Below are 13,957 nucleotides of genomic sequence, written 5' to 3'. Positions count from 1 at the left end.
CTCCGGGCCCTTTTTCATTCCAACTCGAAAACCGCTATCGACTCCACGTGCGCCGTGTGCGGGAACATGTTGACCACTCCCGCATGGGTGCAGCGATAGCCCGCCTGATGCACCAGCAGCCCCGCATCGCGCGCGAGCGTCGACGGGTTGCAGCTTACGTACACGATGCGCTTCGGCGGCGTCCAGCCGTCGGTGCGCAGCTCGGGCTGCTGATGAAGATCGGCGATGGCCTTGGCCAGCGCGAATGCGCCTTCGCGCGGCGGATCGACCAGCCACTTGTCGGCGCCGCCATCGGCCGCCAGCATCTCCGGCGTCATTTCGAACAGGTTGCGCGCCACGAACGTCGCAGGCGACAACTCGCGGCGAGCCGACGTGGCTGGCTGATTCCTCTTGAAGTTGTCGGTCGCGCGCGCCACCAGCGTGTCGCTGCCTTCGACACCCAGCACCTCGCGTGCCTTGCTGGCCAGCGGCAAGGTGAAGTTACCCAGCCCACAGAACCAGTCGATCACGCGCTCGTCAGGCTGAACGTCGAGCAGGCGCAACGCCTTGCCCACCAGCGCCCGGTTGATGTGCGGATTGACCTGCGTGAAATCGGTGGGCTTGAACGGCATCGTCACGCCGAACTCCGGCAACCGGTACGCCAACGGGGTGCCGCCCTCTTCCAGCAACTTCACGGTGTCCGGCCCCTTGGGCTGCAGCCACCACTGGACGCCTTCGTTCTTCTCCGCAAAGGCCTTCAATCGGTCGATGTCCGCGCGCGAAAGTGGCTCCAGGTGGCGCAACACCAAAGCGATCGTGCCGAGCCGCGTGGAATCGGGCGCATCGCCGCAGGCCAGCTCGATCTGCGGGCACGTGTCGCGCGCATCCATCGAGCCGATCAGCTCGCGCAGCGGCATCAGCATCTCGCTGACCTGCTTCGGCAGCACCGGGCAGACCTGCATGTCGGCCAGATAGCGGCTCTTGCGCTCGTGGAAACCGATCAGCACCGTGCCCTTCTTGACCACATGGCGCACCGACAAGCGCGCACGATAGCGGTAGTGCCAGGCCGGCCCCTCGAGCGGCCGCAGCAGGTTCTCGGGCTTGACCTTGCCAAGGTGCCAGAGGTTGTCCTCCAGCGCGCGCTGCTTCACTGCCACCTGGGCGGCTGCATCGAGGTGCTGCATCTTGCAGCCGCCGCAGGCACCCGTATGCAGGCCGAAATGCGGGCAGCCGGGGCGCACCCGCTGCGACGATTCGCGGCGGATGGCAGTGACCGTGCCCTGTTCCCAGTTGTTCTTGCGGCGGTGGACGTTGAACCGCACTTCCTCGAACGGCAGCGCGCCCTCGATGAACACGACCATGCCGTCGGCCTTGTGCGCCACGCCCTGCGCATCGAGGTCGAGGGACTCGACCTTCAGCCATTCTTCGCCTGGATTCGCGGGGACTTTCTTTTCTTCGATGGATTCCGTCATCCCCCGATTGTCTCAGCGTGGCCGGATACCCCTAGAACAGCGCGTCGCGCCCCACGCCGGAGCGGGCGAGCTGGCGCCGCATCTTGGCCAGCGCCTCGTTCTGGATCTGCCGCACACGCTCCCGCGTGAGCCCCAGGCGCACGCTCAGCACCTCCAGCGTTTCGGGCTCGCGGTCGTGGAGGCCGTAGCGGCCCTCCAGCACTTCGCGCTCACGTGCGTCGAGGGCCTGCACCCACTGGTCGAGCAGGCGCTCCACCTCGCGTGTGTGCGCCACGTCGGTCGGGCTGCCCTGCTCGTCCTCGGAGGCCACAGTGTCGGCCAGCGTGAACCCCTCGTCTCCCCGAGCATCGCCAGCGTCCAGCGAGCGCGGGGCTTCGGACAGCGCCAGAAGCTCGGCCACGGACTGCACATCGCGCCCCAGCAGCGCCGCGATGTCTTCCACCCGAACGCCGTCCGGCCGATGCACGAGAAATTCGGCGTCGCCTTCGAGCGTTCGGCGGGCCTTCAGCACTTGTTGCAGCTCGCGCACCACGTGCACCGGCAGGCGGATCGCGCGCGCCTGCGTCATGACCGCACGCTCCACCGACTGGCGGATCCACCAGGTCGCATAAGTCGAAAAGCGGAAGCCGCGCTCGGGCTCGAACTTGGTGATGGCGTGCATCAGGCCCAGATTGCCCTCCTCGATGAGATCGGACAGCGGCACGCCCCGCCCCAGATAGGCTTTGGCGATGTTGACCACAAGCCGCAGGTTGTGCTCGATCATCGACTGCCGCGCGGCGAAGTCGCCGGCACGCGCGGCGCATGCGGTCTCGTATTCCTCGGCAGGCGTGAAGAGCTCGGTGCGGCGCACCTGGCGCAGGTAGATGGTCAGCGCGTCGGCGCCTTCGCCGCCGACCAGCTCACCCACGGCGCCCATGGCGCTGTTCGTCGGCAGCGGAGCGTCTGCAGCCGACGCGTCCAAGTCGTCTTCGGGAACGTGCGCACTCTCGCCGGCAGGCTCGGGATGGCCGTTGCCCGAAGGCATGCTGCCCCTGCCCGCCGACCCGCGCACAGGCAACTGCGTGCGGCGGGGGCGGGAGGCAGCCATGGCATCACCGGCTGGGCAGGTAGCGCGAGGGATCGACGGGCTTGCCCTGGCGGCGGATCTCGAAATGCAGCTTCACGCGATCGGTATCGCTGTTGCCCATTTCGGCGATCTTCTGGCCCTTCTGAACCGACTGGTCTTCCTTCACGAGCAGCGTCTGGTTGTGAGCGTAGGCCGTGAGGTAGGTGTTGTTGTGCTTCAGGATGATCAGGTTGCCATAGCCGCGCAGGCCCGCGCCCGCATAGACAACGCGCCCGTCAGCGGCTGCAAGCACCGGATCGCCCGCCTTGCCGGCGATGTCGTAGCCCTTGTTCTTCGCTTCGTCGAAGCCGGCGATCAACGAACCACTCGCCGGCCAGATCCAGCCCACGTCTTCGTCACCCGAACCGCCGCTGGCAGGGCTGGCCGGCGAAGCCGTGACCGGAGCCGACGGCTTGGTCGCACCGCTGGACGGCGTGGACGGCACCACCACGGGCTGCGGCGGCACCGGCTTCGTGACCGCGCCTTCGGAAGGCGTTGCGGGCGCGGCCGCGACGGCGGTGCCCGTGCCGGTGGGCGGGATCACGCGCAGCACCTGGCCGACTTCGATCAGATCGGGGTTGTCGAGATTGTTCCAGCGGACGATGTCCTGCCAGCGCTGGCCGGTCTCGGCGCCGATGCGGCGGATGGTGTCGCCGGGGCGCACTGCGTAGTAGCCGGGCTTGCCGTAGTTCTCGATGCCGGCAAGCGGCCTGCCATTGGCGTCGGTGGTGATCGGTGGGCCGCCGGGCACAGTCGCGGCTGGAGCGCGCGTCATGGTGCCGCGGTCTTCGACTGGTGCCGGCCCGCGAGGTGTGGAACAGCCCGCGATCACGAGCACAAAGGCCAACGTGACGCCAGCGAACCAACTCCGATTGCCAAAACCCTGCATTTGTTATTCCTTCAAGCGATACCGGATTTTAGGGGGACAAAGTGAACAGCCTCAAGAACGAGGCGCTCCAGTCCACGGGGAGTCTTGTCGATGACGACAAGGGCCTGGCCACCCTTCGCGGAATGCGTTGGCGCCACGATGCGGCCGCCCACCGCCAGCTGCTCGATCCACGCCTCGGGCACGGCCTCGCCACCTGCAGCGGCGATGATGCCGGCATAGGGCGCACCCTTCGCGTAGCCGATCATTCCGTCGCCCAATATCAGGTGGACGGTTGCGAGCCGGAAGGGCCGCAGGTTGGCGCGCGCCCGCTCATGCAAACCGCGCAGGCGCTCGATGCTGTAGACCTCGGTCGCCACATGGTTCAGCACTGCAGCCTGGTAGCCGCAGCCAGTGCCGATCTCGAGCACCCTGCCGAGCTTGCCCTCGGGCTTTCCCGCCAGGGCAGGAGCGCCCATGAGCAGTTCGATCATGCGAGCCACCACGTTGGGCTTGGAAATGGTCTGCCCCAGTCCGATCGGCAGGCTGGTGTCCTCATAGGCCTGGTTGACCAGAGCGCTGTCGACGAAGCGGTGGCGCTCCACTGCGCCCATCGCGCGCAATACGCGCGCATCGGAAATGCCCTGCGCCGCGAGCTTCTGCACCATGCGCGCCCTCACGGCGTCGGACGCCATCGAAGGCGTGGACGGTGCCACAGGCTTGACCGGCGCGGCGGGCATGCGCCCGCGCGTGGCGGCCGAGGCGGTGGGTGTCAGGCGAACAGGAAAACCGGGCCGCTGGGTGGCCATGTCAGTTGCCGAGACGGGCCACCGTCTCGCGCCATTGGCCAAGGTTGGCGTGATCGGTCAGGTCAATCTGCAGCGGCGTCAGCGCGATGTGGCCGGCCGCGGTGGCGTGGAAGTCGGTGCCTTCGCCGCTGTCCTTGGCGCCGCCGGCACCGGCGATCCAGTACATCGTCTCGCCGCGCGGACTGTCCTGCGTGATCACCTTCTCGGCCGCATGGCGCCTGCCGAGGCGGCAGACCTTGACGGGCTTCAGTTCGTCGAACGGCAGGTTCGGCACGTTCACGTTGAGCAGAAAGGCGCCACCTTCGTGCATGCGCTCGCGCTCGATCTGCTGCACCAGACGCCGCGCCACCTGGCCGGCCGCATCCACGTGGGCCCAGCCCTTCTCGATCTGCGAGAAGGCAATGGCGGGAATGCCGAACAGGTAGGCCTCCATCGCCGCACCGACGGTGCCCGAATAGATGGTGTCGTCGCCCATGTTGGCGCCGTTGTTGATGCCGGATACCACCAGATCGGGCCGGTAGTCGAGCAGGCCCTTGAGCGCGATGTGCACGCAGTCGGCCGGCGTGCCCGTCACGTAGCGGAAACCGTTGTGCGCCTCGCGCACATAGAGCGGCGCCGCCAGGGTCAGCGCGTTCGACTTGGCGCTGTTGTTGTGTTCGGGTGCGACTACCTCGACTTCGGCGATGTCCTTGAGCGCGTCGTGCAGAGCGACGATGCCCGGCGCCTGGAAGCCGTCGTCATTGGAAATAAGTATCTTCATGATGCTTCTGGATGCACCGGATTGTAGGCGTCGGGTGCGTCGCAGCAGGGACAAGCCCGCCCTGCCGCGACCCCTATCATGCCCGCAGTCATTGCCCCAACATTACCTGTCTGAAGGAGACCCCTGGCATGCACGCATGGCTTTGCGAAAACCCCGTCGGCGTCGACGCGCTGACCTGGAAGGAACTGCCCACCCCCACGCCGGGCCCGGGCCAGGTGCTCATCGAGATCAAGGCGGCGAGCCTGAACTTTCCTGATCTGCTGATCGTGCAGAACAAGTACCAGATGAAACCCCCGCTGCCCTTCGTTCCGGGCTCCGAGTACGCGGGCGTCATCCAGGCGGTGGGCGAAGGCGTCACGCACCTGAAGGTCGGGCAGAACGTGGCGTGCCTCTCCGGCACGGGCGGCTTCGCCACCCACACGCTGGCGCCCGCGGCGCTGTGCATGCCGCTGCCCGAAGGCTTCAGCCATGTAGACGCGGCCGCGTTCATCATGATCTACGCCACCTCCTGGCATGCGTTGATGGACCGCGCTCAACTGAAGGCCGGCGAAACCGTGCTGGTGCTAGGCGCTGCCGGCGGCGTGGGCACCGCGGCCATCCAGATCGCCAAGGCCGCCGGCGCCAAGGTGATCGCTGCCGCCTCCACGGACGAGAAATGCGAGCTCTGCCGCTCCATCGGCGCCGACGCAACGATCAACTACACAACGCACGCCCTGCCCAACGGTTTTCGCGATGCCATCAAGGCCGCGACCGACGGCAAAGGGCCGGATGTCATTTACGACCCCGTCGGCGGCGATTTTGCGGAGCCGGCCTTTCGCTCCATCGGATGGCGCGGCCGTTATTTGGTCGTCGGTTTTGCGTCGGGCCCGATTCCGTCTCTGCCATTGAATCTGACTCTGCTGAAAGGCGCCTCGCTGGTCGGCGTGTTCTGGGGCGATTTCGCCAAGCGCGAGCCCAAGGCCAATGCGCAGATGATGGCCGAATTGGCGCAGTGGTACGGCCAGGGAAAGATCAAGCCGGTGATCGACAGCACGATGCCGATGGCCGAATTGAAGGCCGCGTACGCCCACATGGGTTCGCGCGGCGTCAAAGGAAAACTGGTGATGGTGAACTGAGCGCACCGCCTTTCTGCGCTTCTTGCGCCCCAATAAAAAAGCCCGCATGAGCGGGCTTTTTTATTGGGCATCTGCCCAGCGAAAACAGGGGCACTTACTTGATCTCGTAATCGGAAAGAGACTTGCCCGCAGCCAACGCCTCGGTCACCCAGCGCGGCTTGCGACCACGGCCGCCAGACCAGGTTTCGCCGGTCGGGCTGCGGTATTTGGCGGCGGCCTTGGCCGGAGCGGCGCTTGCACCGCGCTTGGCGGAACCAGCAGCGCGGCCGGTCAGTTTCAGATCAGAGGCCGTCAAACCGTATTCGGCGATCTTCCGGCGCACCTCTTCGATCACGCCGGCGCGTTCCTGGTTGCGCAGGTCTTCGGCCTGCTTGCGCAATTGCGCAATCTGCTCGTCGTGCTTCTTGATCTGGGAATTGATATCGGCGAGGGTCGAAGCCATTCTTGGACTCCTGAAATTGAAAACGGGGCGATTTTAATTCAGTTTACATTTGACACAAGTGCCTTAACGAGTGAAAAAACGGCGCCGCATTGCATTAGTGCAACAACTCGCAACATAAAGCGATGGGCGCCGGTGAGCGGCCTATAGCTGGGCAAGAGAGAAAAAGAGGCTTCGGCGCGAAGGGACCGCAGAAGATGCGGGGACCGAAAAAGACAACGCCGGGACAAACCCGGCGTTTTTGTTCCTTTGAATGTGCTATTGCGCAATAGCACAAAGGAGATATTTTGGGGTGGCTGATGGGACTCGAACCCACGACGACCAGAATCACAATCTGGGACTCTACCAGCTGAGCTACAGCCACCACAGAGCCTACGATTGTAGCGTTAAAAATCGCGGTTTTGACGGCGCAATGCACAAAGAGCCAGAAAGAGCAGCATTTCACCCCGCAATCGCCGATCCGCCCGGTGGCACGGCATCCGGAATCCTGATCGATCCATCGGATCTTTCGTGAGTACCGACCAGCAGTCCGCTGGCGACGGCATGTTCGCGCAAGCCGTCGACGACTTCGTCTCTTCCGGGCGTTTCGGAAAACTCGGGACGACTTGCCAACGCAAACAGCTGGAACGCATACCGATGCACTCCATGCCCAGGCGGCGGATCGGGCGGCAGCCAGGCCGCCTGCAAGGCCGAATTGCGTCCAACATGCAGCCCCGCTGCACCCTCGTTTCCCTGGCTTGGAATGGCTCCTTCTGCCAGCGCCCCACTCTGCGGCTCCAGGTCCACCACGATGGCATGCACCAGCGGATTCGGCGTGGGCGAATCGGCGTCCTCCACGATCAGCAGCAACGATGTCGTGCCCACAGGCAGACCGCTCCACTGAAGCGGAGGCGAGACACCTTCTCCATCGGCGGTGCAGCGCTGCGGCAGCGGCGCATGGTCGGCGAACGCCATGCTGGCGAGTTCGATCGATCCCAGTCCCTCGCGCATTCCGAGCGTATTGAAGACGATGTTGTCCAGACCGGCACGCACGCCCTGCAGGGCCTGCCCAATGACTTCGGGTAGTTTTTCCAGCATGCGAATGGTGTACCGCCGCGCCAGTGGCGAATCTGTAGGACGCCGCGCAGCACCTGCGTCACGAAGTCGGGCACAAGTTCTCGGGTGCAGCGCCCGCTGCGCGGCCGCATCGGCCGGCACGCACAGCGCTCCGCTATCATGAATGCGCCCCTTGCGCAGGGGCATGGCTTACGGCCAGTTCCACCACTTCACCACACCAAAGGAATATCTTCATGAGCATCGTCTGGACTATCCTGATCGGGTTCGTCGTGGGTCTTGTGGCGCGGGCAGTCAAGCCGGGCGACGACTCCGCGGGCTTCATCGTCACCACCATCATCGGCATCGCCGGCTCGCTGATCGTCACCTACGTCGGCCAGTCGTTGGGCTGGTACACCGCGGGCCAGGGGGCTGGCTTCATCGCCTCCGTGCTGGGCGCGATCGTGTTGCTCTTCATCTACGGAATGATCAAGCGCAAGAGCTGATCGATACAGGAAAGAAGGCCGTGCCGCCTCGTGCGCACGGCCACCCAGCGATGCCCCGCAAAGCGCGCGCCAAGCATCATGTGTATGTGGTCGAGCTGGACGACCGCGTATGGAACAACGGCCGCTTCAGGCGCGCCAACCCCGACTACCAGTTCGGCAAACCCTTCGTCTATGTCGGCATGACCGGCCTGGACCCCGACATCCGTTTCGATAAGCACAAGGCCGGCATCCAGGCCAACAGCTTCGTGCAGGAGTTCGGCCTGCACCTGCTGCCCGCGCTCTACGAGCGCTACAACCCCATGACCTACGAGGACGCCCGGCTGATGGAAGTCGACCTCGGTATCGCGCTGCGCAAGGCCGGCTACGGCGTCTGGCAGGCCTGAGGCTCAGCCTGGCAATCAGGCGCCAGCTCTTCAGGAGTAGGTGACCCAGTCCTCATACGCCGGCCCATCCAGATGCGGCAGCGTGTTGTACGTGACGAGCATGTGCCGCTTCGGCGTGAAGGCGAACTCCGTCACCGAGGTATTGCGGATGCGCAGGTTGAGCTCGATCGTCGTCTCCGCGCTCGTGCCCAGCACATGACCCACCGCCGTGCTGATCGGCCCACCGCTCGACACCACCAGCACCTTCGCGCCGTGGTGCCTGTCGCGCACGTGGTCGAGCGCCGTCGTCACACCCGCGAGAAAGTCGACATAGCTCGGCATGCCCACCGGCGAAGTCCTGCCCTGCATCCACGCGCCCAGGCCTTCGCGCAGCAGACGGAAGTGATGGCGGTACATCTCGGGCGTATCGGGCTTCTGCAGCTTGCCTTCGTGGATGGTGGCGATGACCGCCTCGCTGTCGTATTCGTTGAGGCCGGGCCACGGCAGCACGTCGTCGCGCTCCAGGCCGAGCCCCTTGGCGATGCCTTCCCAGGTCTGGCGATGGCGCCTGAGCGTGCCCGTGATGACAGCATCGAATTTCATGCCGCGCTCGCGCCAGTATTCGCCGAGGCGAACAGCCTGCCGATGCCCGAGTTCGCTCAGGTTGTCATAGTCGGCAGCGCCGAAGCTGGCCTGCCCGTGGCGCACGAGGTAGAGGGTTCCCATGGGCGGAATTCTGGCAAGAAGCGAAGGTGCGGGTTGTCCCTCGTGCGACCTGTTCGCGCGGCAAAGAAAAAGGCCCGAGCCATTGGCCCGGGCCTTGTCTGCTCGTTCGCGGGGGAGCGAAGCGCGTATCAGCGGCCCGCTGCGACCGGCAGTGTATCCGCCGGCTTCGGCACCAGGATCTCCGCCTTGAAGCGGTCCTTCAGCAGGTTGTAATAGGCAGCGTCTTCAGCGGCGGCCACGGACTGGCCGACCTGCGTCTGCTCCTGCTTCGCGAGCTCGGCCGGCGGCGGCGTGCGCGGAACCACCTTGGTCACGCGCACCACCGTGTAGCCCTGCGCGCCCAGGTCCACTCCAACGAGCACGGGCAGCTTGGAGGCGTCGGCACGCAACGCGGCGTCGATGACCGGCAGCGGCTGCGATTGCGCATCGCGGCGCGACACCGTCACGGGCGCGCCGAAGGTCGCGCCATCGGCCTTCGCAGTCCACGCGGCGAGCTTCGCTTCGCCTTCGGCCTTGGCCAGCACGGCGGCGCGCTCGGAAACGAGCTGCGCGCGGATCTTGTCCTTCACGTCAGCCAGCGGCACCGGATGCGCCGCCGTGTACTTCGTCACGCGGCCCGACGCGAGCTGGCTCGGGCCTACTTCGATCGCCTCGGTGTTCTGCTTGCGCTCGAGCGAGTCGGCAGCGAACAGCGCGCTCAGGAAGTTGCGGTTCGCCAGCGGGCCGTTGGTGCCCGGCGCGGGCGTTCGCGCGACGTTGTCGGCCGTGCGGATCGTGAGCTTCAGCTTCTCGGCCGCCGGCTTGAGGCTGTCGGGCGTCTGGTAGACCGCGTCGGTGAAGGTCTCGGCGGCCTTCGCGAATTCCTGCGTGGCCTGCTGCGAGCGCATGTCGTTCTCGATGGTCGCACGCACCTGCTCGAAGGGCGGGATCACTGCCGGCTTGATGTCGGTCAGGTGGATGATGTGATAGCCGAATTCCGTTTCGACCACGCCGCTGATCTCGCCCTTCTTGAGCGCGAACATCGCGTCTTCGAAAGGCTTGACCATCGCGCCCTTCGTCACGAAGTCGAGATCGCCGCCCTTCTCCGCCGAACCCGGGTCCTGCGAATTCTTGCGCGCCACTTCGGCGAAGGTGTTGGGAGCCTTCTTCACTTCGGCCAGCAGTTGCTCGGCCTTCGCCTTGGCCTTCTCGCGGTCGGCGGCGGATGCGCTGGCCGGCGCGGTGATCAGGATGTGGCTCGCGCGGCGCTCTTCCTTCGTGCCGAAGCGCGAAGCGTTCTGCTCGTAGTAGGTCTTGAGGTCCGCCTCGTTCACGACGACGTTCTTCTTGGCCGCGTCGAGATCGAGCACCAGGTACTCGATGCTGGCCTGCTCGGGCGCCTGGAACTGCGCCGTGTGATCCTTGTAGTAGGTCTCGATGTCGGCATCGCTCACCGTCACCTTCGAGGCGAAGGCATCGGGCGCGAAGCGGGCGACCTGGATCTCGCGAGTGTCGTAGAAGGCGTTGATGGTGGTCGCGGCCAGTGCGGGCGGCGTGAAGGCCGTGGCCGAGATGCCCAGCAACACCTGCTGCGTCGCCATGTCGGCGCGCACGGAGGCTTCGTATTGCTCGGGCGTGCGGCCGGTCACGCGCTGGAAGCTTTCGCGGTCGAACTTGCCGTCGGGCGTGCGGAAGGTGGCGAGGCCCGGGTCCTGCGCGAAGATGCGCGAGAGGCGCTCTTCGGACACCGTCATGTTGGCCTTGGCCGCCGCTGCGGCCAGTACGCGGTCGCGCACCATGCGCTCCAGCGTGGCATAGCGCATGGCGTCGGACTCGAGGAGCGTCGGATCGACGTTGGGCGACTGCTGGCGGATGCGGTCCGTCTCGACGCGGTGCTGCTGATCCCACTCGGGCTTGGTGATGTCGTGCCCTTCGATGCGCGCGACCTTCTCGTCGCGACCGAAGCCCTGGTAGCGCTCGACGCCGAACAACACGAACGACGGAATGATCAGCAAGAACAAGATGATCATCACGATCTTGTTGTACTTGCGGAAGGTATCAAACATGCTTGAACACTCTTTTTCGACAGCAGTCGGACGGCAATAAAAAAGGCGAACTTGTGGTTCGCCTTTGCATCGGGTGGTGGTGGGTGCTGAGGGGCTCGAACCCCCGACCTACGCCTTGTAAGGGCGCCGCTCTACCAACTGAGCTAAGCACCCCACCGGAAAACTCTCCGAGTCTAACGCCTCAGTTCAGCGCGTCTTTCAGCGCCTTGCCGGGACGGAACTTCGGGATCTTGGCGGCCTTGATTTTAATCGCGTCGCCGGTGCGGGGATTTCGGCCGGTGCGGGCCGCGCGTTTGCCTACTGCGAAAGTGCCGAAACCGACGAGCGAAACGGAACCGCCCTTCTTGAGCGTGGTACGAATGGCGCCGATGGTGGATTCGAGCGCGCGGGTCGCTGCGGCTTTGGAAATGTCGGCGTTCTTTGCGATGTGCTCAATCAGTTCGGTCTTGTTCACAAGGGCCCCTTGTAGAAGAAAAAAGTTGGTCGGCTTTCGTCAGCTGCGACCTGGCCGCAAACGGTGCGACACAAGAACCTGGCAGGCCTGACGCCTCGGCAGCGCGCTGCCAGCGAGGATTACAACCACTGGTCTGCAGGGTGTCAATAAGACGCGAGGCCATGCAGAGCAGCGGAGCGCGCGATTTTAGGGGCGTTTCGTGAAGTCCTTTTTCAAAGGCTCTCAAAGCGCATCGGCAATGGCCTTGCCCAGGTCGGCGGTGCTGGCAGTGCCACCGATGTCGGGGGTGCGCGGTGCTCCGCTTTGGGGCGCGAGCACCTTCTCGATGGTCGACAGGATGGCGTCGTGCGCCTGCTTGTGGCCCAGGAATTCCAGCATCATCGCGCCGCACCAGATCTGCCCGATCGGGTTGGCGATGCCCTTGCCGGCGATGTCCGGCGCCGAGCCGTGCACCGGTTCGAACAGCGACGGCATGGTGCGGTCGGGGTTGAGGTTGGCGCTCGGCGCGATGCCGATGGTGCCGGTGCAGGCCGGCCCGAGGTCGGACAGGATGTCGCCGAACAGGTTGCTCGCCACCACCACGTCGAAGAAGTCGGGCCGCTGCACGAAATGCGCGGTGAGGATGTCGATGTGGAACTTGTCGAGCTTGATGCCGGGGTAGTTCCTGCCCATCTCGGCCACGCGCTCGTCCCAGTAGGGCATGGTGATCGAGATGCCGTTCGACTTGGTGGCGCTGGTCAGGTGCTTCTTGGGCCGCGACTGCGCGAGCTCGAACGCGAACTTCAGCACCCGGTCGACGCCCACGCGCGACATCACCGTCTCCTGCACCACGATCTCGCGCGGCGTGCCCTGGTACATGCGCCCGCCGATGCTGGAGTATTCGCCCTCGGTGTTCTCGCGCACGATGTACATGTCGATCTCGCCGGGCTCGCGCGGCGTGCCGTCGCGGCGCACCACCGGCGCGATGATGCCGGGCATCAGGCGCGCCGGACGCAGGTTGATGTACTGGTCGAACTCGCGGCGGAACATCAGCAGCGAGCCCCAGAGCGACACGTGGTCCGGAATCTTCTCGGGCCAGCCCACCGCGCCGAAGAAGATGGCGTCGTGGCCGCCGATCTGGTCTTTCCAGTTGTCGGGCAGCATCTGGCCATGCTTCTCGTAGTAGTCCCAGCTCGAGAAGTCGAAGTGGTCGAACTTCAGGTCGATGCCGAATTTGCGCGCCGCAGCATCGAGCACGCGCAGCCCTTCGGGCATGGTTTCCTTGCCGATGCCGTCGCCGGCGATGACTGCGATTCTGTGGGTGCTCATGGAGTGTCTCCTGCGTGTGCGTGTTGCGAAGATGGAAGAAGAGGAAAGAAGGCCAGGGCCTCGGCGAGCAGCTCGTCCGGGGCCTCCTCGGGAACATAGTGGCCGCAAGGCAGGGCCCGGCCTGACACATCGGCGGCGCGCTCGCGCCACAGCGCCAGCACGTCGAAGGCCTTGCCGACCGCGCCGTGCTCGCCCCACAGCACGCGCAAGGGCTGCCTCAGCTGCAGCCCGGCGGCGATGTCGGCCCGGTCGTGCACGAGATCGATGGTGGCGGAGGCGCGATAGTCCTCGCAGATGGATTCGGCGGTGCCGGCAATGGCGGCGCAGCGCTCGTATTCGGCCAGCACTTGCGGCGCGAAGGGCGCGAGGCCGGCGTGCCGGCCGCCCATCACGCTGCGCACGTAGCGCACCGGGTCCGAGGCGATCAGCGCCTCGGGCAGCGGCGGCGGCTGGATCAGGAAGAACCAGTGCCAGTAGGCCTTGGCGAATGCTTCCGAGGTCTGCTCGTACATGGCGAGCGTGGGCGCGATGTCGAGCAGCAGCATGCGCTCGACCGCCTCGGGATGGTCCATCGCAAGCCGGTGCGCAACGCGCGCACCGCGGTCGTGCGCCAGGACGCCGAAGCGCTCGAAGCCGTGGTGCCGCATGGCCGCGAGCGCGTCGAGCGCCATCTCGCGCTTGCTGTAGACCGCATGCTCGGCATCCGCCGCCGGCCGGCCCGAATCGCCATAGCCGCGCAGGTCGACCGCCACCACCGTGAACCGCTCGGCCAGCGCCGGCGCCACGCGGTGCCAGATCGCATGCGTCTGCGGATGGCCGTGGAGCAGCAGCAAGGGAGCCCCCTGCCCGCCGGTGCGTCCGTGAATGCGCACGCCGTTGCGCTCGATGTCGAAAGTGGGGAAGGAAAGAAAGGAAGTGGCCGTCACGGCGACGATTGTGCGTTGCGCCCCTCCTGCCATCAAGCAACAATCGGCCAATTC

At 65.6% G+C, this 13,957-nt stretch carries 15 protein-coding genes and 2 tRNA genes; 3 read left to right on the top strand and 14 right to left on the bottom strand.

The features are described 5' to 3' along the window. Positions 1-14: 14 nt before the first annotated feature. The 5 genes from rlmD to surE are packed head-to-tail and all read right to left on the bottom strand — an operon-like array spanning position 15 to position 4,990. Complete coding sequence (gene rlmD / locus EJP67_RS27725; RefSeq protein WP_126024949.1) at positions 15-1,451, bottom strand: 23S rRNA (uracil(1939)-C(5))-methyltransferase RlmD; 1,437 nt, start codon at positions 1,449-1,451, stop codon at positions 15-17. Between the two features lie 31 nt (positions 1,452-1,482). Continuing rightward, positions 1,483-2,538, bottom strand: coding sequence for a sigma-70 family RNA polymerase sigma factor (locus tag EJP67_RS27720; RefSeq protein WP_126024948.1), 1,056 nt, complete (start codon positions 2,536-2,538; stop codon positions 1,483-1,485). A 4-nt stretch (positions 2,539-2,542) separates the two neighbouring features. After that, complete coding sequence (locus EJP67_RS27715; RefSeq protein WP_126024947.1) at positions 2,543-3,445, bottom strand: peptidoglycan DD-metalloendopeptidase family protein; 903 nt, start codon at positions 3,443-3,445, stop codon at positions 2,543-2,545. An 11-nt stretch (positions 3,446-3,456) separates the two neighbouring features. After that, entirely contained in the window at positions 3,457-4,230 is a 774-nt protein-coding gene (locus EJP67_RS27710; RefSeq protein ID WP_126024946.1) for a protein-L-isoaspartate(D-aspartate) O-methyltransferase, read from the bottom strand. A gap of 1 nt (position 4,231) precedes the next feature. Beyond that, positions 4,232-4,990: a 5'/3'-nucleotidase SurE gene (gene surE, locus EJP67_RS27705; protein ID WP_126024945.1), complete on the bottom strand. Its 759-nt coding sequence runs from the start codon at positions 4,988-4,990 to the stop codon at positions 4,232-4,234. Between the two features lie 128 nt (positions 4,991-5,118). Between surE and EJP67_RS27700 the strand changes: the two genes are divergently transcribed. Continuing rightward, positions 5,119-6,105, top strand: coding sequence for an NADPH:quinone oxidoreductase family protein (locus EJP67_RS27700; RefSeq protein WP_126024958.1), 987 nt, complete (start codon positions 5,119-5,121; stop codon positions 6,103-6,105). A gap of 94 nt (positions 6,106-6,199) precedes the next feature. Here EJP67_RS27700 and EJP67_RS27695 read toward each other — a convergent pair whose 3' ends face one another. The 3 genes from EJP67_RS27695 to EJP67_RS27685 all read right to left on the bottom strand — a co-directional run bounded on the left by EJP67_RS27695 (position 6,200) and on the right by EJP67_RS27685 (position 7,786). Then, positions 6,200-6,547 (bottom strand): H-NS histone family protein, encoded by a 348-nt coding sequence (locus EJP67_RS27695; protein ID WP_126024944.1) that lies wholly within the window; start codon positions 6,545-6,547, stop codon positions 6,200-6,202. A 285-nt stretch (positions 6,548-6,832) separates the two neighbouring features. Beyond that, positions 6,833-6,908: transfer RNA gene (locus EJP67_RS27690), tRNA-His, on the bottom strand. A gap of 77 nt (positions 6,909-6,985) precedes the next feature. Next, on the bottom strand, positions 6,986-7,786 hold the full coding sequence (locus EJP67_RS27685) for a YbhB/YbcL family Raf kinase inhibitor-like protein (protein ID WP_240650805.1): 801 nt from the start codon (positions 7,784-7,786) through the stop codon (positions 6,986-6,988). A 47-nt stretch (positions 7,787-7,833) separates the two neighbouring features. On the opposite strand from EJP67_RS27685, the gene EJP67_RS27680 reads away from it, so the two are divergent. Together EJP67_RS27680 and EJP67_RS27675 are read left to right on the top strand one after the other, a co-directional pair. After that, positions 7,834-8,082, top strand: coding sequence for a GlsB/YeaQ/YmgE family stress response membrane protein (locus tag EJP67_RS27680; protein ID WP_019655888.1), 249 nt, complete (start codon positions 7,834-7,836; stop codon positions 8,080-8,082). Positions 8,083-8,132: 50 nt separating this feature from the next. Next, positions 8,133-8,465 (top strand): hypothetical protein, encoded by a 333-nt coding sequence (locus EJP67_RS27675; protein ID WP_126024943.1) that lies wholly within the window; start codon positions 8,133-8,135, stop codon positions 8,463-8,465. Positions 8,466-8,495: 30 nt separating this feature from the next. Here the strand turns inward: EJP67_RS27675 and EJP67_RS27670 are convergent, their stop codons facing one another. The 6 genes from EJP67_RS27670 to EJP67_RS27645 all read right to left on the bottom strand — a co-directional run bounded on the left by EJP67_RS27670 (position 8,496) and on the right by EJP67_RS27645 (position 13,936). Beyond that, positions 8,496-9,170 (bottom strand): histidine phosphatase family protein, encoded by a 675-nt coding sequence (locus EJP67_RS27670; protein ID WP_126024942.1) that lies wholly within the window; start codon positions 9,168-9,170, stop codon positions 8,496-8,498. 128 nt (positions 9,171-9,298) lie between these two features. After that, the gene (locus EJP67_RS27665) at positions 9,299-11,215 is read right to left on the bottom strand and encodes a SurA N-terminal domain-containing protein (RefSeq protein ID WP_126024941.1); all 1,917 of its coding nucleotides are present in this window, start codon (positions 11,213-11,215) and stop codon (positions 9,299-9,301) included. A 77-nt stretch (positions 11,216-11,292) separates the two neighbouring features. Next, positions 11,293-11,368, bottom strand: a tRNA-Val gene (locus EJP67_RS27660). Positions 11,369-11,396: 28 nt separating this feature from the next. Then, positions 11,397-11,669, bottom strand: a complete 273-nt coding sequence (locus tag EJP67_RS27655; protein ID WP_007830705.1) for an HU family DNA-binding protein — start codon at positions 11,667-11,669, stop codon at positions 11,397-11,399. Positions 11,670-11,891: 222 nt separating this feature from the next. Further along, entirely contained in the window at positions 11,892-12,977 is a 1,086-nt protein-coding gene (locus tag EJP67_RS27650; protein ID WP_126024940.1) for a tartrate dehydrogenase, read from the bottom strand. Next, a complete protein-coding gene (locus EJP67_RS27645) occupies positions 12,974-13,936 on the bottom strand; it encodes an alpha/beta fold hydrolase (protein WP_420824283.1) in 963 nt (320 codons plus the stop codon). Before EJP67_RS27645 ends, EJP67_RS27650 begins: the two co-directional genes overlap by 4 nt. Between the last annotated feature and the right edge of the window lie 21 nt (positions 13,937-13,957).

This window comes from Variovorax guangxiensis (assembly GCF_003952165.1).
GTDB classification, from domain to species: domain Bacteria; phylum Pseudomonadota; class Gammaproteobacteria; order Burkholderiales; family Burkholderiaceae_C; genus Variovorax; species Variovorax guangxiensis.
Note: the sequence above shows the minus strand (reverse complement) of the source record. Positions and strands in the feature narration are given on the sequence as shown.

What these genes read in the sequence shown, in the direction of transcription:
- rlmD (WP_126024949.1), bottom strand. Translation starts at nt 1,451, where the DNA reads ATGACGGAATCCATCGAAGAAAAGAAAGTCCCCGCGAATCCAGGCGAA.
- EJP67_RS27720 (WP_126024948.1), bottom strand. Translation starts at nt 2,538, where the DNA reads ATGGCTGCCTCCCGCCCCCGCCGCACGCAGTTGCCTGTGCGCGGGTCG.
- EJP67_RS27715 (WP_126024947.1), bottom strand. Translation starts at nt 3,445, where the DNA reads ATGCAGGGTTTTGGCAATCGGAGTTGGTTCGCTGGCGTCACGTTGGCC.
- EJP67_RS27710 (WP_126024946.1), bottom strand. Translation starts at nt 4,230, where the DNA reads ATGGCCACCCAGCGGCCCGGTTTTCCTGTTCGCCTGACACCCACCGCC.
- surE (WP_126024945.1), bottom strand. Translation starts at nt 4,990, where the DNA reads ATGAAGATACTTATTTCCAATGACGACGGCTTCCAGGCGCCGGGCATC.
- EJP67_RS27700 (WP_126024958.1), top strand. Translation starts at nt 5,119, where the DNA reads ATGCACGCATGGCTTTGCGAAAACCCCGTCGGCGTCGACGCGCTGACC.
- EJP67_RS27695 (WP_126024944.1), bottom strand. Translation starts at nt 6,547, where the DNA reads ATGGCTTCGACCCTCGCCGATATCAATTCCCAGATCAAGAAGCACGAC.
- EJP67_RS27685 (WP_240650805.1), bottom strand. Translation starts at nt 7,786, where the DNA reads ATGCCCCTGCGCAAGGGGCGCATTCATGATAGCGGAGCGCTGTGCGTG.
- EJP67_RS27680 (WP_019655888.1), top strand. Translation starts at nt 7,834, where the DNA reads ATGAGCATCGTCTGGACTATCCTGATCGGGTTCGTCGTGGGTCTTGTG.
- EJP67_RS27675 (WP_126024943.1), top strand. Translation starts at nt 8,133, where the DNA reads ATGCCCCGCAAAGCGCGCGCCAAGCATCATGTGTATGTGGTCGAGCTG.
- EJP67_RS27670 (WP_126024942.1), bottom strand. Translation starts at nt 9,170, where the DNA reads ATGGGAACCCTCTACCTCGTGCGCCACGGGCAGGCCAGCTTCGGCGCT.
- EJP67_RS27665 (WP_126024941.1), bottom strand. Translation starts at nt 11,215, where the DNA reads ATGTTTGATACCTTCCGCAAGTACAACAAGATCGTGATGATCATCTTG.
- EJP67_RS27650 (WP_126024940.1), bottom strand. Translation starts at nt 12,977, where the DNA reads ATGAGCACCCACAGAATCGCAGTCATCGCCGGCGACGGCATCGGCAAG.
- EJP67_RS27645 (WP_420824283.1), bottom strand. Translation starts at nt 13,936, where the DNA reads ATGGCAGGAGGGGCGCAACGCACAATCGTCGCCGTGACGGCCACTTCC.